Annotated in this window: 16 protein-coding genes; 9 read left to right on the top strand and 7 right to left on the bottom strand. The window is 69.0% G+C overall.

Annotated features, from left to right (window positions below):
* Nucleotides 1-91 precede the first annotated feature (91 nt).
* From yajC to ACTJLF_RS14035, 4 genes are all read left to right on the top strand, one after another.
* On the top strand, nt 92-421 hold the full coding sequence (gene yajC / locus ACTJLF_RS14050; protein ID WP_019653895.1) for a preprotein translocase subunit YajC: 330 nt from the start codon (nt 92-94) through the stop codon (nt 419-421).
* Between the two features lie 78 nt (nt 422-499).
* Nucleotides 500-2383: a protein translocase subunit SecD gene (gene secD, locus ACTJLF_RS14045; RefSeq protein WP_019653896.1), complete on the top strand. Its 1884-nt coding sequence runs from the start codon at nt 500-502 to the stop codon at nt 2381-2383.
* A 24-nt stretch (nt 2384-2407) separates the two neighbouring features.
* Nucleotides 2408-3361 (top strand): protein translocase subunit SecF, encoded by a 954-nt coding sequence (gene secF / locus ACTJLF_RS14040; protein WP_019653897.1) that lies wholly within the window; start codon nt 2408-2410, stop codon nt 3359-3361.
* Between the two features lie 166 nt (nt 3362-3527).
* A complete protein-coding gene (locus ACTJLF_RS14035; RefSeq protein ID WP_440883272.1) occupies nt 3528-5945 on the top strand; it encodes a DUF1631 family protein in 2418 nt (805 codons plus the stop codon).
* 124 nt (nt 5946-6069) lie between these two features.
* On the opposite strand, the gene ACTJLF_RS14030 is transcribed toward ACTJLF_RS14035, so the two are convergent.
* From ACTJLF_RS14030 to ACTJLF_RS14020, 3 genes are read right to left on the bottom strand one after another with little or no spacing between them, the layout of a single operon-like run.
* Nucleotides 6070-6588, bottom strand: coding sequence for a DUF494 family protein (locus tag ACTJLF_RS14030; protein WP_019653899.1), 519 nt, complete (start codon nt 6586-6588; stop codon nt 6070-6072).
* Between the two features lie 34 nt (nt 6589-6622).
* The gene (dprA, locus tag ACTJLF_RS14025; protein ID WP_440883271.1) at nt 6623-7774 is read right to left on the bottom strand and encodes a DNA-processing protein DprA; all 1152 of its coding nucleotides are present in this window, start codon (nt 7772-7774) and stop codon (nt 6623-6625) included.
* A 34-nt stretch (nt 7775-7808) separates the two neighbouring features.
* Nucleotides 7809-9026, bottom strand: coding sequence for a LysM peptidoglycan-binding domain-containing protein (locus ACTJLF_RS14020; RefSeq protein ID WP_440883270.1), 1218 nt, complete (start codon nt 9024-9026; stop codon nt 7809-7811).
* Nucleotides 9027-9185: 159 nt separating this feature from the next.
* Here ACTJLF_RS14020 and def point away from each other — a divergent pair, with 159 nt between their 5' ends.
* The 5 genes from def (at nt 9186) to ACTJLF_RS13995 (ending at nt 12467) form a co-directional block, all read left to right on the top strand.
* The gene (gene def, locus ACTJLF_RS14015) at nt 9186-9704 is read left to right on the top strand and encodes a peptide deformylase (RefSeq protein WP_019653902.1); all 519 of its coding nucleotides are present in this window, start codon (nt 9186-9188) and stop codon (nt 9702-9704) included.
* A gap of 5 nt (nt 9705-9709) precedes the next feature.
* The gene (locus tag ACTJLF_RS14010; protein ID WP_132754313.1) at nt 9710-10225 is read left to right on the top strand and encodes a hypothetical protein; all 516 of its coding nucleotides are present in this window, start codon (nt 9710-9712) and stop codon (nt 10223-10225) included.
* Nucleotides 10222-11187: a methionyl-tRNA formyltransferase gene (gene fmt / locus ACTJLF_RS14005; protein ID WP_440883269.1), complete on the top strand. Its 966-nt coding sequence runs from the start codon at nt 10222-10224 to the stop codon at nt 11185-11187. The genes ACTJLF_RS14010 and fmt overlap by 4 nt, the downstream gene beginning before the upstream one ends.
* The gene (locus tag ACTJLF_RS14000) at nt 11187-11927 is read left to right on the top strand and encodes an AzlC family ABC transporter permease (protein WP_019653905.1); all 741 of its coding nucleotides are present in this window, start codon (nt 11187-11189) and stop codon (nt 11925-11927) included. The genes fmt and ACTJLF_RS14000 overlap by 1 nt, the downstream gene beginning before the upstream one ends.
* Nucleotides 11928-12119: 192 nt before the next feature.
* Complete coding sequence (locus tag ACTJLF_RS13995; RefSeq protein ID WP_132754309.1) at nt 12120-12467, top strand: AzlD domain-containing protein; 348 nt, start codon at nt 12120-12122, stop codon at nt 12465-12467.
* A 100-nt stretch (nt 12468-12567) separates the two neighbouring features.
* On the opposite strand, the gene ACTJLF_RS13990 is transcribed toward ACTJLF_RS13995, so the two are convergent.
* Genes ACTJLF_RS13990 through ACTJLF_RS13975 form a run of 4 tightly spaced genes read right to left on the bottom strand, consistent with a single transcriptional unit; the run spans nt 12568 to nt 16410 of the window.
* Complete coding sequence (locus ACTJLF_RS13990) at nt 12568-13542, bottom strand: Bug family tripartite tricarboxylate transporter substrate binding protein (protein ID WP_440883268.1); 975 nt, start codon at nt 13540-13542, stop codon at nt 12568-12570.
* A 47-nt stretch (nt 13543-13589) separates the two neighbouring features.
* Nucleotides 13590-14552, bottom strand: a complete 963-nt coding sequence (locus ACTJLF_RS13985) for an MBL fold metallo-hydrolase (RefSeq protein WP_019653908.1) — start codon at nt 14550-14552, stop codon at nt 13590-13592.
* Nucleotides 14549-14761: a DUF2783 domain-containing protein gene (locus ACTJLF_RS13980; protein ID WP_440883267.1), complete on the bottom strand. Its 213-nt coding sequence runs from the start codon at nt 14759-14761 to the stop codon at nt 14549-14551. The genes ACTJLF_RS13985 and ACTJLF_RS13980 overlap by 4 nt, the downstream gene beginning before the upstream one ends.
* Entirely contained in the window at nt 14758-16410 is a 1653-nt protein-coding gene (locus ACTJLF_RS13975; protein ID WP_440883266.1) for an FAD-dependent oxidoreductase, read from the bottom strand. The genes ACTJLF_RS13980 and ACTJLF_RS13975 overlap by 4 nt, the downstream gene beginning before the upstream one ends.
* Nucleotides 16411-16418: the final 8 nt, after the last annotated feature.

Raw genomic sequence — 16418 nt, 5'->3', positions numbered from 1 at the left:
CGCATCCCGCGTGGCCGCGAACCCCAAGGAACCGCGGGCGTGGCCCGCGCTCCCACACTTTTTCTTTCTCTTCCCTCTGCTGGAGACTCTCTTGTTCATTTCCTCTGCTTTCGCCCAGACCGCGCCCGCTGCAGGCGGCGGCGACATGATGTCCTCGCTCGGCAGCATGCTGCCCCTCGTGCTGATGTTCGTGGTGCTGTACTTCGTCATGATCCGGCCCCAGATGAAGCGCCAGAAGGAAGCCCGCGCCATGATCGAGGCGCTCGCCAAGGGCGACGAGGTCGCCACCGCCGGCGGCCTGCTCGGCAAGATCACCTCGCTGAACGACCAGTACCTGGGCCTCGAGATCGCCAACGGCATCGAGATCAAGATCCAGCGCAGCGCGGTGGTGCAGGTCCTGCCCAAGGGCACCGTCAAATAAAGGCGTGAGCTGACCTTGCGCCTTCGGGCGCGGGGCCCCAATTCACGCCGTGTTCCGTTTCAGAAAAAGCGCTTTCTCATGAACCGTTACCCGGTCTGGAAGTACGCGATCATCCTGGTCGTGCTGCTCGTGGGGCTCATCTACGCCCTGCCCAATTTCTTCGGTGAGGCGCCTGCGGTGCAGGTGTCGGCGGCGAAGTCCACCGTCAAGATCGACGCGTCGACCCAGGCCAGGGTGCAGGAACTGCTCAAGACGGCAGGCCTCACGCCCGACCTGCTGACCCTCGAGCCCACCGCGGTGCGCGCCCGCTTCGCGACCACCGACGACCAGATCAAGGCACGCGACACGCTCCAGCAGGCGCTGGTGCCCGATGCCGACGACGCCTCGTACACGGTGGCGCTCAACCTCGTGTCGCGCTCGCCCTCGTGGCTGACGGCGCTGCACGCCTTCCCGATGTACCTGGGCCTCGACCTGCGCGGCGGCGTCGACTTCCTGCTGCAGGTCGACATGCGCGGCGTGCTCGACAAGAAGGCCGAGTCCTTCGCGGGCGACATCCGCATGGGTCTGCGCGAGAAGAAGGTGCGCGGCAGCGCCGTGAACCGCAACGGCCAGACCGTCGAGATCACCCTGCGCGACGCCGACAGCGTCGAGATCGCCCGGCGCCTGATCCAGGACCAGATGCCCGACCTCAGCACGGTCGAGACCCAGCAGGGCAGCGAATGGCGCATCGTGGCCAGCATCAAGCCCGAGGCCGCCCGCCGCTTCCAGGACGCGGCGCTCAAGCAGAACGTGACCACCCTGCACAACCGGATCAACGAACTCGGCGTGGCCGAACCCGTGATCCAGCAGCAGGGCATCGACCGCATCGTCGTGCAGCTGCCCGGCATGCAGGACCCGGCCCAGGCCAAGCGGATCATCGGCCGCACCGCCACGCTCGAGATGCGCCTGGTGGATGAAAGCGCCGAAGGCCGCGCCGCCGAACTGAGCGGCGGCCCCGTGCCCTTCGGCTCCGAGAAATTCCTCGACCGCCAGGGCCGTCCCGTGATCGTCAAGAAGCAGGTGCTCGTCACCGGCGAGAACCTCACCGACGCGCAGCCCGGCTTCGACCAGCAGAGCAACCAGCCCAAGGTCGACCTGACCATGGACTCCAAGGGCGGCACCATCATGCGTGACGTCAGCCGCGAGAACTACAAGAAGCGCATGGCCATGCTGATCTTCGAGAAGGGCAAGGGCGAAGTGCTCACGGCTCCCTCGATCAACGGCGAGCTCGGCAACCGCTTCCAGGTCTCGGGCTCGATGAGCGTGGCCGAAGCCAACGACCTCGCGCTGCTGCTGCGCGCCGGCTCGCTGGCCGCACCCATGGAAATCATCCAGGAACGCACCATCGGCCCGACGCAGGGCGCCGAGAACATCAAGAAGGGCTTCGACAGCGTGATGTACGGCTTCGCCGCGATCATGGTGTTCATGTGCATCTACTACGCGCTGTTCGGCCTGTTCTCGTCGATCGCGCTGGCCGTCAACCTGCTGCTGCTGGTGGCCATCCTCTCCATCCTGCAGGCCACGCTGACGCTGCCGGGCATCGCTGCCATGGCGCTGGCCATCGGCGTCGCCATCGACTCCAACGTGCTGATCAACGAGCGGGTGCGCGAGGAGCTGCGCAACGGGGCGTCGCCGCAGGCGGCGATCCATGCGGGCTACGAGCGCGCCTGGGGCACCATCCTGGACTCGAACGTGACCACGCTGATCGCGGGCATCGCGCTGCTGGCCTTCGGTTCGGGCCCGGTGCGCGGCTTCGCGGTGGTGCACTGCATCGGCATCGTCACCTCGATGTTCTCGGCCGTGTTCTTCTCGCGCGGCCTCGTGAACTTCTGGTACGGCCAGAAGAAGAAGCTCAAGTCGGTGTCCATCGGTACGGTGTGGCGCCCCTCGACCGGCGGCACGGCCGCGGCCGAAACCAAGTAAGCGGCAGAAGAAGGACGCACAGCCATGGAATTCTTCCGCATCCACAAGACCATCCCGTTCATGCGCCACGCGCTGGTGCTGAACATCGTTTCCGTCGTCACCTTCGCGCTGGCGGTGTTCTTCCTGTTCCACCGCGGGCTGCACCTGTCGGTGGAGTTCACCGGCGGCACGGTGATGGAAGTCGCCTACAACCAGTCGGCCGACGTCGGCAAGGTTCGCGATATCGTCGGCAAGCTGGGCTACACCGAAGTGCAGGTGCAGAGCTTCGGCAAGTCGGTGCAGATCCGCCTGCCGGTGAAGAAGGGCGTGACCTCCGCCCAGCAGAGCGCCGAGGTGATGGATTCGCTGAAGGCCGCCGACCCCTCGGTGGAGCTGCGCAGCAATGAATTCGTCGGCCCGCAGGTGGGCGACGAGCTGACCACCAACGGCCTGAAGGCCCTCGCGATGGTGGTCGTCGGCATCATGATCTACCTGGCGTTCCGCTTCGAATGGAAGTTCGCGCTGGCTACAGTGCTGGCGAACCTGCACGACGTGGTGATCATCCTGGGCTTCTTCGCCTTCTTCCAGTGGGAGTTCTCGCTGGCGGTGCTGGCGGCGGTGCTGGCGGTGCTGGGCTACTCGGTGAACGAGTCGGTCGTGATCTTCGACCGCATCCGCGAGAACTTCCGCCGCTACCGCAAGATGTCGACGGTCGAGATCATCGACAACGCGATCACCTCGACCATCAGCCGGACCATCATCACCCACGGCTCCACCCAGCTGGTGGTGCTGTCGATGTTCTTCTTCGGCGGCCCGACGCTGCATTACTTCGCCCTGGCGCTGACCATCGGCATCTGCTTCGGCATCTATTCCTCCTGCTTCGTGGCGGCGGCCATCGCCATGTGGCTGGGCATCAAGCGCGAAGACCTCGTCAAGGGCGGCCCGGCCAAGCGCGACGGCGGCTCCGAGGACGATCCGAACGCCGGCGCCGTCGTCTGACGGATACTCCGGGGCTCGACAACCGAAGGCGCCTGCGGCGGCGGCGAAAGCCCCCGCCGCGGTTCGCATGCAACGCCGGGCAATCCCACACTTGTGCGGCAGCCCGTCCCGATGCAAGCTCCGGTTGTCGCCAACGAATCGACCACCCTGGCCTTCCGACCTTTCAATGAGCATTGCGCGGTCCGCTTCCTCCCTGCAGCTCGCACGCGAGACGCGTGAGCGTTTCGTCTCGGCCACGGAAGGCGCCATCGCCCCCCTGGCGCGCGCGATCCGGGACCGGCTGACCACGCTGTCCACCGAGGCCGGCACCGCCCGCTCCATGCAGGAGCACCGCGACGACTTCGTCGCCTTCCAGGGGCAGGCCACCCACTGGGTCGCGCTGTCCCAGGCCGGCTGGCGCAAGGCGCTGGCGGCCAGTTCGGGCGGCCCGGGCGCCGTGCCCTCGGCGCTGCGGCTGGAGCTCATCGGCGACGAGGTGGTCGAGAGCAACATTCTTTCGTCGCGCCTCGCGCAGCTCATCCACGACAAGGCAAGCTTCGAGCTCAGCGACCTGCGCCTGCGCATCCAGCACCTCGAGGGCACCACCGAGCTCGATTCCAAGGACGTGCTCAAGCCCGAGACGCTGGCCAAGCTGTTGGTCGAGCAATGGCTCGCGGCAGGCCTGAGCCGCGGCCTCTGGACCCGCGTGCAGGACACGGTGCAGCAAGGCCTGGTCGACGTGATCGTCAAGGCCTACCAGAGCGCCAACGCCTACCTGATCGCCGCCGGCGTGATGCCGGAGATCGACCTCAAGAGCTTCGTCCGGCGCACGGGCAATGCCACAGGCGCGGGAGGAGGCGGCGGCGGATCGGGCGCGGCGCCGATGGACAGCGGCATGTCCGCGGCTCACGCCCCCCAGGCCGTGCAGCGGCCCGGTTTCGGATTCGAAGGCCAGCAGCAACAGCTTTCGGTGCCTGGCTCCGTCGCGACAACGACCACCGGCGGTTCGCCGCTGATGATCGCGCGCCAGCGCGCGCAGACCGCGCTGCTGAGTCTCAAGCGCTTCGTGACCGCCCGCATCGGCGGCGACCCGGGTGCAGCCGGCGGCGCCTTCCAGGCCGGCGCGGGGGAGGGCCGCACCACGAGTCCCGGCAGCCAGCAGGGCGGCCAGGGCGGCGGAGGCGGCGTGAGCCCCGCACCGCGCGCCTTCTCCAGGACGTTTGCCGGCGCCATCGCCGAGGCCGAGGCCGCCTACCGCATGGCCGCCACTCAATACATGGAAGGCGCTGGCGAGCAGGCCACCGTCATGCAGCAGACGGCCGTCGACCTGCGCCGGCGCACGGCCGAGCTCAAGAAGCGCGCGCCGACCACCGCCGACAAGGCCACCGTCGAGATCGTCGCGCTGATGTTCCAGGCCATCCTCGCCGAGGAGCGCATTCCTTTCTCGGCCCGCGTGTGGTTCGCGCGCCTGCAGATGCCGGTGCTGCGCGTGGCCATCGCCGAGCCCGAGTTCTTCGGCACCCTGCAGCACCCCGCGCGCATGCTGATCGACCGCATGGGCTCGTGCGTGATGGGCTTCGACGCCGCGGCCATCACCGGCAGCGCGCTCGAAGGCGAGATCCGCCGCGTCGTGCAGGTGATCGAGCAGTACCCCGAGACCGGCCAGCGCGTGTTCAAGCTGGTGTTCGACGAATTCGTCGCCTTCCTCAACCGCTACCTGACCCAGAGCGACACCACGCAGCGCGTGATGAGCGTGGCCCAGCAGGTCGAGCAGAAGGAGACGATGGCGATCCAGTACACCATCGAGCTGCGCAAGATGCTCAACGACATGCCGGTGCGCGACGAGATCCGGGAGTTCCTCTTCAAGGTCTGGGCGGAGGTGCTGGCCATCGCCGCGCTGCGCTACGGTGCGCAGGGCGAGCAGACCGTGATGCTCAAGCGCGTGGCCTCCGACCTCGTGTGGGCCGCGAGCGCCAAGCCCAACCGCACCGACCGCGCCCGCGTGATCCAGGACCTGCCGCAGCTGCTGCAGCGCCTGCGCCAGGGCATGGCGCTGCTGGGCATCGTCGACGAGCCGCAGGAAGCGCACATCAAGACCATCGGCGCCACGCTGTCGGATGCCTTCCTGTCGAAGACCGAGGCGATCCCGCAGGTCAAGATCGAAGCGATGGCCGAGCGGCTCGCGCACCTCGAAGACTTCGTGACCGACGTGGGCGGCACCGCGGACCTGCCGCTCGACGCGCACAGCATCGAACTGCTGCTGGGCGTGGACGCCGCATCCATCGAGGTCATCCCCGACACCGCCGGCGCCAAGGTGCCCGACGACATGATCGCCTGGGCGCATGAACTGCAGGTGGGCAACTGGTTCATGCTCGACCACAACGACCGCGTGAGCCAGGTGCAGTTCGTCTGGCGCAGCGACCGCAAGCAGCTTCACCTGTTCGCCTCGGGCGACGGCCGCAGCTTCCTGATCCAGGCCGGTCGGCTGGCTGCCTATCTGCAGGCCGGCCTGCTGGTGCCCGCGGAAGAGGAAACGCTCACCGTGCGCGCCACGCGCGAAGCGCTGGCGAAGCTCGACGCCAACCCCGAGCGCCTGCTGAACTAGCAGACCGGGCTTCTGCTCTTTTCAAGGAACACCGAGGAACCGGCTTTGCCGGGCCTCAGGTGTTGCCCCCGGAAGGAGGTTGGCGTAGCGACACGAAGTGCGCGGAGCCTGGGGGTGAGCCTGGCTAATGCGCCGTGCGGCCTTCGCGGCTCTCGCACAGTTCGTCGAGCACCAGTGCATCGGGCTCGATGCCAGTGCTCCAGTGCACCATCAGCACGATGATCTTCAGTTCGTCGAGCGCGACGGGGTCGCCCGGCGCGGCCATCGCGCGTTCGACGACGATCTCGCGCAGCCCGCAGGGCAGCACGTTCGACGATTCGAGAAAGCGGATGAAGCCGAGGCACTCGGCGCCCAGGTGCTCCTGCTCGGCCTGCGAGTACACGCGCATCGCATCGTCCGATTGCGCCAGGGCCGCTTCGGGCCTGCTGCGCGAGCCGACGGTGGCGCTGGCTTTGCCGTCAGGACTGCGTTCGATCTGCAGGCCCTGCGTTGCAAGGCTCAGGCCGTCGAGCCAGTGAAGAGCTTCGCGGATCTCCTCTGCCTCGAAGCCATGGGCACTGAGCTTGCGGCCCAGCTGCTCGGGCTCGGGGCAGGCGTCGCCGCGCCAGTAGTTCTCGTAGACAAAGACAAGCACTTCGAACATGGGCCCAATATAGCCGACGTTCGTGCAATGAAGGCTAAGTGGAAGCCACCCGCTGAAAGAGCCCGCCGGGCAACCGCGAAACATGCCCATCCAGTTCGAGCCCGAGCATCCTGGCCTGCAGCTCGGCGGCGCCCCAGCCGGTGCGGGCACTGAGCGCATCGAGGCTCACCGGTTCGAAGCCGAGGGCCTCCAGCAGCGGGTCTTCTGGCGACGAGGCTGCGTTCGCCCCATTGCTGCTCGATGGGGCCGAAGCCGCGGCGACGCGTGGCGCGTGGAGCGGCGGCAGCTCCTCGAGGATGTCGTTCACCGATTCGACGAGCTTCGCGCCCTGCCGGATCAGCGCGTGGCAGCCGCGCGACTGCGGCGAGTGGATGGAGCCCGGGATCGCGAACACCTCCTTGCCCTGCTCCGAGGTGAGCCGCGCGGTGATCAGCGAGCCCGACTGCAGTGCGGCCTCGACCACCAGCGTGCCGCGGGCCAGCCCGGCGATGAGGCGGTTGCGCCGCGGGAAGTTCTGCGTGAGCGGCGGCGTGCCCAGCGGCAGCTCGCTCACGATCAGCCCCTGCAGCGTGATGCGGTGCGCGAGGTCGCGGTGCCGCGCGGGATAGACGCGGTCGAGTCCGGTGCCCACGACGGCCACCGTCGCGAGCCGCGGCTCATCGCTCGCAGCATCGAGCGCGCCCATGTGCGCTGCGCCGTCCACGCCCAGCGCGAGCCCGGACACCACGGGCAGCCCCGCCTCGCCGAGCGCGCGCCCGAAGCTGCGGGCGTTCGTCGCGCCCTGGGGCGTCGGGTTGCGGCTGCCCACGACGGCGATGCTGTGGCCGAGCTGCGTGAGGTCGAAGGCCGGCGCTCCGAGCACATAGAGCATCGGCGGCGGGTCGGCCATTTCGAGCAGGGAGGCGGGATAGCCCGGGTCGCCGAGCGTCACGACGCGGCGCGAGACCTTGTCGTCGCCCGCCTGCAGCCACTGCCACGTCAGGTCGATCTGCGCCTGCAGGCTGGGGGGCGGCTGCATCAGCGCCTCGGCCTGCGCATGCGAGACGACCTCGCGCAGCGCGGCATCGGGCTGGGTGAAGATCCTTTCGGGCAGCCCGAAAGCAGCGAGCAGGCGGCGCGCGGCACCGTCGCCGATGCCGGGCGTCAGCGAAAGCCGCAGCCAGCCTGCGAGTTCTGCGCGTTCCAAGCGAATTTGCGGGAAGAGAAGCCGGGTTCGCGGATCAGGGATTGACGAGGAAGTCGCCGGCGCGGGGAGTGTCGTTGATTTCGAGCACCAGCGCGTAGGAGACCTTCTCGAAGGTGCGGAAGACCATCAGCAGGCCGATGCGCTCGTTGGGCAGCTTGATGGTTTCCTTGCGCGCGCCGGTGCGGTCGAGGATGGTCTCGCCGTTCTTCAGGATCGCCAGCACGTGGCCGTTGTCGATGCCGTCGCGCGTGCCCTTGTTGATGGCCACCACCTGGTTCTGCGCCGCGAACTGCACCGCGTTGCCGTAGACCGAGATGATGCGGCCGTCGACCTGCGTGGAGGGCGCGCGCGGCACGTAGCTCAGCAGCTGGCGCGGCGGCTCGGGCAGCAGGCGGTCGCCGGCGCGCATCTCCTCGCGCGAGGCGATGATGTCGATGCTGGCGGGCACGACGGTGATGACATCCTTGTCCTCGACCGTCTCGATGGTGGTCGATTCGCCGCGCTGCAGGCGTGCCTTGCCCAGGTACTGCGCCTCGTAGCCGAGGATCTCGCCCGTGCCCGGGTCCTTCAGCGGCGTGGCGTTGCGGAAGATGCGGAAGTTCTGCACCGGGCCCGGAACCTCGACCAGCGGCGCCTCGGCGGTGCCGCGGGCATAGGCCCGGTCGCCGCGCGACAGCAGCACGCGGCTGTCGTTGCCGGCCACGATGCGCGGCGCGGCCTCGAGCGTGCCGGCGTCGACCACGATGGGTTCGCTCAGGAAGGGCTCGATGATGCTCGGGTTGAGCGTGGGCAGCGCCATGCCGGCCAGCGAGTCGAAACGGGTGCGTGGTGACAGCTTGATGGTTCCGCCGTCGCCGCCCGGCCCGCCGCGGCGCATGCTCAGGCGCGCGCGGCCGCCCGTCTTGTCCAGGTAGAGCACCTGGCCGGGGTAGATCCGGTGCGGGTTGGCGATTTCATTGAGGTTCATGCCCCAGAGCTCCGGCCAGCGCCAGGGGCGCAGCAGGTAGAGGCGCGAGATGGCCCAGAGCGTGTCGCCCGACTTCACGGTGTATTCGTCGGGCGCGTTGGGCGCCAGCTCGCTCAGGGGAACGCCGGTCTGGGCGGTCTGCTGCGCGGTGGCGCGCTGCTGGGGCGTGACGGGGTAGTTCTGAGCCCAGGCCGTCGTGGCGCCGCAACTGCCGATCACCGCCAGGGCTGTCAGCGTGGCAAGGAAGGAGGTGCGCCGGCGTTCGGTGGGTCTGAGCTTTTTCATGTCTGATGGGTGAGCGCCGCGACGTATCGCTGCGCATACGAATCTCACAATTTGCTACGAATTCTGCGCTGAAGCCCTTGGGAGGGCAACGTTTTCGGCCTCCGCGGCCGCGTGTCGTCGCGGAATTGGCGAAAATAGCCACAACTTTCCCCCGATTTCATGGCCAAACGAAACATTCTGAGTTACCCGGACAAGCGCCTGCACACGGTGGCCAAGCCGGTGCAGGGCGTGGACGCGCGCATCAAGGCGCTGGTCGCCGACATGCTGGAGACCATGTACGACGCCAACGGCATCGGCCTGGCGGCCACGCAGATCGACGTGCACGAGCGCCTCGTCGTGATCGACGTGTCCGAGGAGCGCAACCAGCCCATCGTGCTGATCAACCCCGAGATCACCTGGGCCAGCGAGGAAAAGGTCGTGAACGAGGAGGGCTGCCTCTCGGTGCCCGGCATCTACGACGGCGTGCTGCGCTCCACCTCGGTGAAGGTGCAGGCGCTCGACGAGAACGGCGAGACGCGCACCATCGAGGCCGAAGGCCTGCTGGCCGTGTGCATCCAGCACGAACTCGACCACCTGCTGGGCAAGGTGTTCGTCGAGTACCTCTCGCCCCTGAAGCGCAACCGCATCAAGAGCAAGCTGCTGAAGCAGCAGCGCGAAGAAATGCGGGAGCGGGCTTGATCCCCATGAACGCGGGCCGACGCTCCGGCTCCCTCGCGGCACTGGCGCTCGTCGCGGCCGTGGGCCTGGGGCTGCTGGCCGGCTGTGCCGGCGAACCGACCCGCATCCAGCCCGGCACCTCGGCTGCCGACACCGTCCAGCGCCTGGGTGCGCCCACCGGCCGCTACCCGCTCACGGGCGGCGGCGAGCGGCTGCAGTATTCGCGCATGCCGGCCGGCTTCGAGGTGGTCGACATCGACGTGGACGCCTCGGGCAAGGTCGTCTCGGTGACGCAGGTGCTCAACGAGGCGCGCTTCGGCCAGGACATCAAGGTCAACCAGTGGCGCCAGAACGACGTGATGGCCTTCTATGGCCGTCCGTATGAGATCACCCGCGTCAGCTCCTTCGACGGCGCCGTCTGGACCTGGCGCTACAAGGCCGTGAACGAGCGCCGCATGCTCTACATCTACATCGATCCGACCGGCGTGGTCCGGCGCTATCACACGGGGGACGATCTCGATTTCGATCGGATCCGCGATTGAGCCGCCTCAGAGTCGTCTTCGCGGGCACGCCCGAGTTCGCGCGCGTCGCGCTCGAAGCCATCGCCGCCGCCGGCCATGAGATCGTGCTGGTGATGAGCCAGCCCGACCGCCCCGCCGGCCGCGGCATGAAACTGCAGGCCTCCCCCGTCAAGCAATGCGCCGTCGCCAACGGCTGGCCGGTGGCCCAGCCCCGCAGCCTGCGGCTGGACGGCAAGTACCCCGACGAAGCCGCCGCCGCCCGCGACACCCTGCTGGCGCTGAAGCCCGACGTGATGGTGGTCGCCGCCTACGGCCTGATCCTTCCGCAGTGGGTGCTCGACCTGCCCGTGCACGGCTGCCTGAACATCCATGCGAGCCTGCTGCCGCGCTGGCGCGGCGCCGCACCGATCCACCGCGCCATCGAGGCCGGCGATGTGCAGACCGGCATCACCATCATGCAGATGGACGCGGGCCTCGACACCGGCGACATGCTGCTGCGCGAGGCCGTCGACATCGGCGCGGGCGACAACACCGCCCGCCTGCACGACCGCCTGGCCGAACTCGGCGGCAGGATGATCGTCGAGGCGCTGGCCCGCATCGGCACGCTGACGCGCACGCCGCAGCCGGCCGAAGGCGTCACCTACGCCAGCAAGGTCGAGAAGCACGAGGCGCTGGTCGACTGGGCCCGGCCCGCCGACGCGATCGTGCGCCGCGTGCTGGCCTTCGATCCGTTCCCGGGCGCCAACAGCCCGCTCGACGGCGAGACCATCAAGCTCTGGGCCGCCCATGCCGAAAAGGCCCCCGCGGTTTCTCCGGCTGCGCCGGGCACGATCCTGGCCGTCGACGCGGCCGGCGTCACGGTGGCAGCGGCCGACGGATCGGCCGTCGTCCTCACCGAACTGCAGCGTCCCGGCGGCAAGCGCCTGCCGGTGGCCGACTTCCTGCACGGCTTCGACCTGAAGCCCGGGCAGGCATTCGGCTGATGTTCCTCTCGCAAAGCATCCGCAGTCGCCCCGAGTTCCGCGTCGGCGTGCGCGACATGACGCCCGTGGCGCTGGGCATCGGCGCCTGGGGGCTCATGACCGGCGTGGCCATGGTCAAGTCGAACATGAGCCTGGTCGAGGCCGTGGCGATGACGCTGCTCGTCTACGCGGGCAGCTCGCAGCTCGCGGCCATTCCGCTGCTCTTCGCGGGGGCACCGGCCTGGGTGATCCTGGCCACGGGCTTCTGCGTCAACCTGCGCTTCGTGGTGTTCAGCCTGCACCTGCGCCCCTACCTCATGCACATGCCGCGCTGGCGCCGCATGCTGCACGGCTACCTCACGGCCGACATGAGCTACGCGCTCTTCACCAAGAAGTACCCCAAGCCGCCGCTGACCGTGGCCGAGCAACAGGCGCAGGAGGCCTACCTCACCGGCAACTACTTCGTCACCTGGTGCGCCTGGATGGGCATGAGCCTGCTGGGCATCGCGCTGGCCAACTTCATCCCCCAGACGTGGGGCTTGAGCTTCGCCGGCGTGCTGAGCCTGGTGGCCATCGTCTGCTCGATGGCGACGACCCGCCTGCGCGTGCTGGCCGCGCTGATCGCCGGCGCCACGGCGGTCGCGGCCTACGCGCTGCCGCTGAAGCTCAACATCGTGGCCGCCATCGGCGTGGCCGTGCTGCTGTGCTTCTGGCTCGAGAAGCAGCTCGGGCTCGACCCTGGCGCGGAGGACGATAAATGAGCGCCGCCCGGCCGCCCGAAGGCGCTCGCCCCCTCCGTCCGGAGGGGGGAGGAGAAGCGACACGAAGTGCGCGGATCCTGGGGGAGGGCAACAAATGATCGCCGCCCGGCCGCCCGAAGGCGCTCGCCCCTTCCGTCCGGAGGGGCGAGGAGAAGCGACACGAAGTGCGCGCAGCCTGGGGGAGGACAACGAATGAGCACTGCGAATGCGACCACCGACTGGTGGACCATGGGCGTGATCGTCGGCCTGGCGCTGGTCACCGTGCTCACGCGCTGCTTCTTCTTCATCCTCGACCGGCCCTGGGGCCTGCCAGAGTGGGCGCACCGCGCGCTGCACTACGCGCCGGCCGCCGCGCTCGCGGGCGTGATCGCGCCCGAGATCGTCATGACGCAGGGCCACCTCATCACCACGCTGCACGACGCGCGCCTGTACGCGGCGGTGGTCGGCGCCGCCTACTTCTACTGGCGGCGCGGCGTGCTGGGCACGATGCTCGCAGGGATGGCGGTGTACCTGCCACTGCACCTCGGACTGGGTTGGTAGGCGGCCGCCGCCGGGCCGCCCCAAGGCGGGCCGCGCCTCCCCCTCGGGGGGTGGAGTTACACGCAGCGAAGCGAAGTGAAAAGCCGGGGGGCTCCGATTTCTAGTCGAGCTTCACGCCGGCCGCGACGATGATCTTGCCCCAGCGCTCGCTCTCGGCGCGCGAGAGCTTGTAGAAGTCCTGCGGCGTCCCGGGCAGCGCCTCGAAGCCGAAGTCCGCGAACAGCTTCACCACCTTCGGCGTCTTCATCGCCTTGTGCAGCTCGGCATTGAGCCGCGCCACCGCTTCCGGCGGCATGCCGGCCGGGCCGATCAGGCCGTGGAAGGCGTAGGCGTTGACGTCGCTGAAGCCGGCCTCGACGAAGGTCGGAACATCGGGCAGGGCGCTCGCGCGCTGCGGCAGCGCGATGGCCAGCACCCGCACCTTGCCCGACTTGATGATCGGCAGGCCCGAGGCCAGGTCCAGCATCATCGTCGGCACCTGGCCGCCCATCACGTCGGTCATGGCCGGCGCCGCGCCCTTGTACGGCACGTGCGTGATGGTCAGCCCGGCCTTCTGCTTGAAGAGCTCCATCGCCATGTGGTGCGGCGAGCCGTTGCCCGGCGAGGCGTAGCTCACCTTGTCGGGGTTGGCCTTCACGTAGCGCACGAACTCCGCCACGTTCTTCGCGGGAAAGTCCGGGTGCACCACCAGCGCCACCGGGAAGCGCCCGATGGTGCCGATGTAGGTGAAGTCGCTCGCGGGCTTGTACGGCAGCTTGGCGAACATGTGCTCGTTGAAGAGCAGCGCGGCGTTCTCGGCCTGCATGATGGTGTAGCCATCGGGCCTGGCCTGCATCATCACGCCCACGCCGATGTTGGTGGAGGCGCCCGGCCGGTTGTCGATGATGAGCGGCTGCCCCAGCGATGGCTGCATCGCCTCGGCGAGCGTGCGCGCGAGGTTGTCGGTGCCGCCGCCGGCCACGTAGGGCACGATCCATTTGATCGGCTGGGTGGGGTAGGCCGCCGTTTGCGCCGATGCGAAGGTGGAAGTGGCCAGCGCGAGGGCCGCTGCCAGCAGGGGAAGGAATCGCTTCATCGTCTCTTGTCTCCGTTGCTCGTTTTGAAATCGGTCGGGCCGGCTTGCTAGCCGCGCAATGTCTGCCACAGCTCGCGGTCGCGCTCGGCGGTCCACACCACAGGGTGTTCGATGCCGCGCAGTTCGTCGTAGGCGCGCGAGACGTCGAAGGGCAGCACGTGCTGGAACACGGGCCAGTCGCCGAAGCGCGGCGTCATCGCCGCCTCGGCGCGCGCGAAGCAGCCCTTGAGCGTCTCGCCGGCTGCGATGCCGGCCTTCACGCTTTCCAGCAGCGTCGAGAGGAATGCCTTGGTGAGGCCGATGGCCTCGGCGCAGGCGGCCTCGTCCTGCAGCACCGCGCCGCGGCCAGGCACCAGCACGCGCGGCTTCAGCGCGGCCACGGCGTCGAGCGTGCCGGCCCAGTCGCCGATGTAGGCGTCGCCCGCGTACACGCCGCAGCGGTTCTCGACCACGTCGCCCGAGAAGAGCACGCCGCAGTCGGCCAGCCACGCGACCGCGTCGCCACCCGAATGGCCGCGGCCCAGCGACATCAGCCGCAGTTCGCGGCCGCCGCCCAGCGGCAGCGTCATCTCGCGGTCGAAGACCTTCGTGGGCATGGTCAGGCCTGGTATCTCCTCGACGCCGGCGAACAGCCGCGGAAAGCGGCCGACCTCCGAGTCGAAGTCGGCCTGGCCGCGCGTGCGGATCCAGTAGAGCGTGCCGCTGCTGGCGACGATGTCGCGCACCTCGGCGAAGGCGCTGGCGCCCATCACCCGCACCGCGTGGTAGTGCGTGAGCACGATGGTGCGGATCGGCTTGTCGGTCACCGTGCGGATGGCAGCGAGGAAGTCGCGCGCCATGCGCGGCGTGGGGCGGGTGTCGATCAGCACCACGTGCTCGTCGCCGACGACGAAGCCGCAGTTGGGATCGAAGTCGCTGATGTAGCCGTAGGCGCCGGGGCCCAGCTCCTGCAGCCGGGGCTTCTGCTCGCGGGTGTCGGAGGCGGATGCGAAAGAAACGCTCGTGGTCATGGGGTGTCGTGGTCCGTCGTCGTGGTTTCTTCTTCGGCCGCCGCGCGGATGCACGCGAGCAGCACGTCCTGGTCGGCGCACTGGTTGGCCAGCAGCAGCACGAGGCGCGCGTTGAGGTCGGCGCTCTGCGCCTCGCTGCGGCCTTCGTGGGCGGCGAGCAGCGCGGCGTAGAAGCCGTCGGGATCGGGGATGCGGGGCTCGGTGATCATGGGGCGAGTTCGTTGGCGGCCAGTGCGGTGCGCACGGCGCGGGCGATGGCTTCGGGCGTGGCGTTCGGCAGCACGGCGGCGCGGTAGGCGTCGGGCCGCACGAGGACGAAGCTGCCTGCGTCGCCCGCGCCGAGGTGGCTCGCGAGCTTTTCGTCGGCCTGCAGCGTGGGCAGGCCGCTGTCGCCGCCAACGGCCAGCAGGCGCAACGGCAGCGACGCGATGGCATCGAGCGCCGCTCTCGACTGCTCGCGCGTCGGCACGAACCACAGGCCGATGCACTCGGTGCCTTCGGCCAGCAGCTGCATCAGCGTCGTCTCGCGGCCATCGGCCAGGCGCAGCGGCAGGTTCTGCACAGAGCGCGCGCCCTCGGGCAGCACCGCCGCGGGCGGATAGTCGTTGGCCACCGACATCCGGCCGGTGTTGACCAGCGCCCGCGCGAAGGGATGGCGCGCCGCCAGCGCCACCACCGCACGGCGCAGCGTGTGCTCGGCGGGCGAGCGCGGCGCGAGGAAGCGTGCCGATCGGCTCGTCACCTGCAGGTTCTGCTTCGCGGCGGGCTGGCGCTCGGCGTCGTAGCTGTCGAGCAGCGCCTCGCCGGCCCTGCCCTGCGCGACGAGCGCGAGCTTCCAGCCGAGGTTGGCCGCGTCCTGGATGCCGCTGTTGCCGCCGCGTGCGCCGAAGGGGCTCACCACGTGCGCCGCGTCGCCGATGAAGAACACGCGGCCGTGGCGGAAGCTGTCGAGCAGGTGATCGCGGTAGCCATAGGGGCCGATCCAGACGAACTCGAACTCCACGTCCGGCCCGAGCTGCTCGCGCAGCCGCGCGCCCGCCACCTCGGGCTTGCTGATGTAGGCGGTGTCGCAGTCCTCGGGCATCTGGTAGTCGATGCGCCACACGCCATCGGCCATCAGGTGCTGCCACACGCCGCGGCCTTCGTTGAAGGGCGCGTCCACCCAGGTCCAGCGCTCCGTGGGCAGCGGCTTCCTGAAGCGCACGTCGCTGATGCACCAGCGGTCGGTGCTGCGCGAGGAGTGCGCGTCGATGCCCATCTGCGTGCGGATCGTGCTGTTGGCGCCGGTGGCGTCGATCAGCCGGTCGGCCTCGATGGTGTAGCTGCCGGCGGGCGTCTCGACTTCCAGGCGCACGCCGTCGGCGAGCTGCTCCACGCGGGTGAGGCGGTTCTTCCAGCGCAGGTCGGTCAGCCCCAGTTCGATGATGCGCTCGACCAGGAACCACTCGACGTAGAACTGCTGCAGGTTGACGAAGGGCGGCTGCTTCGAGACGCTGTTGGCCTGCAGGTTGAAGTTGTAGACCTCCTGCTCGCCCGAGAAGGTGCGCCCGAACGACCAGGTGATGCCCTTGGCCGCGATGCGCTCGTAGATGCCCAGGCGCTCGAAGATCTCCAGGCTCTTCTGCGCATAGCAGATGCCGCGCGACGATGCGCCGCGCACGCCGACGGTGTCGTCCTCGTCCAGCAGCACGGCGCGCACGCCGCGTTGCGCGAGGTCGCAGGCCAGCGTGAGGCCCGAGGGGCCGGCGCCGACGATGACGATGGGATGCCGCACGGGCTTCGTGCTGCCGAGCTCGGGCGGCGGCGTGAAGGGCCAGACCGGCAGCTCGTAGGCCGGTGCGAAAGCGAATTTTTCCATGGTGGCTC

This window comes from Variovorax sp. 22077 (assembly GCF_052044195.1).
Taxonomy (GTDB): domain Bacteria; phylum Pseudomonadota; class Gammaproteobacteria; order Burkholderiales; family Burkholderiaceae_C; genus Variovorax; species Variovorax atrisoli.
The sequence above is the reverse complement of the archived record's forward strand: the minus strand, read 5'-3'. Positions and strand labels throughout refer to the sequence as shown.

Bases quoted from the DNA above. Each gene is read 5' to 3' on its own strand.
- secD (WP_019653896.1), top strand. From the start codon at position 500: ATGAACCGTTACCCGGTCTGGAAGTACGCGATCATCCTGGTCGTGCTG.
- secF (WP_019653897.1), top strand. From the start codon at position 2,408: ATGGAATTCTTCCGCATCCACAAGACCATCCCGTTCATGCGCCACGCG.
- ACTJLF_RS14035 (WP_440883272.1), top strand. From the start codon at position 3,528: ATGAGCATTGCGCGGTCCGCTTCCTCCCTGCAGCTCGCACGCGAGACG.
- ACTJLF_RS14030 (WP_019653899.1), bottom strand. From the start codon at position 6,588: ATGTTCGAAGTGCTTGTCTTTGTCTACGAGAACTACTGGCGCGGCGAC.
- ACTJLF_RS14020 (WP_440883270.1), bottom strand. From the start codon at position 9,026: ATGAAAAAGCTCAGACCCACCGAACGCCGGCGCACCTCCTTCCTTGCC.
- def (WP_019653902.1), top strand. From the start codon at position 9,186: ATGGCCAAACGAAACATTCTGAGTTACCCGGACAAGCGCCTGCACACG.
- ACTJLF_RS14010 (WP_132754313.1), top strand. From the start codon at position 9,710: ATGAACGCGGGCCGACGCTCCGGCTCCCTCGCGGCACTGGCGCTCGTC.
- ACTJLF_RS14000 (WP_019653905.1), top strand. From the start codon at position 11,187: ATGTTCCTCTCGCAAAGCATCCGCAGTCGCCCCGAGTTCCGCGTCGGC.
- ACTJLF_RS13995 (WP_132754309.1), top strand. From the start codon at position 12,120: ATGAGCACTGCGAATGCGACCACCGACTGGTGGACCATGGGCGTGATC.
- ACTJLF_RS13990 (WP_440883268.1), bottom strand. From the start codon at position 13,542: ATGAAGCGATTCCTTCCCCTGCTGGCAGCGGCCCTCGCGCTGGCCACT.
- ACTJLF_RS13985 (WP_019653908.1), bottom strand. From the start codon at position 14,552: ATGACCACGAGCGTTTCTTTCGCATCCGCCTCCGACACCCGCGAGCAG.
- ACTJLF_RS13980 (WP_440883267.1), bottom strand. From the start codon at position 14,761: ATGATCACCGAGCCCCGCATCCCCGATCCCGACGGCTTCTACGCCGCG.
- ACTJLF_RS13975 (WP_440883266.1), bottom strand. From the start codon at position 16,410: ATGGAAAAATTCGCTTTCGCACCGGCCTACGAGCTGCCGGTCTGGCCC.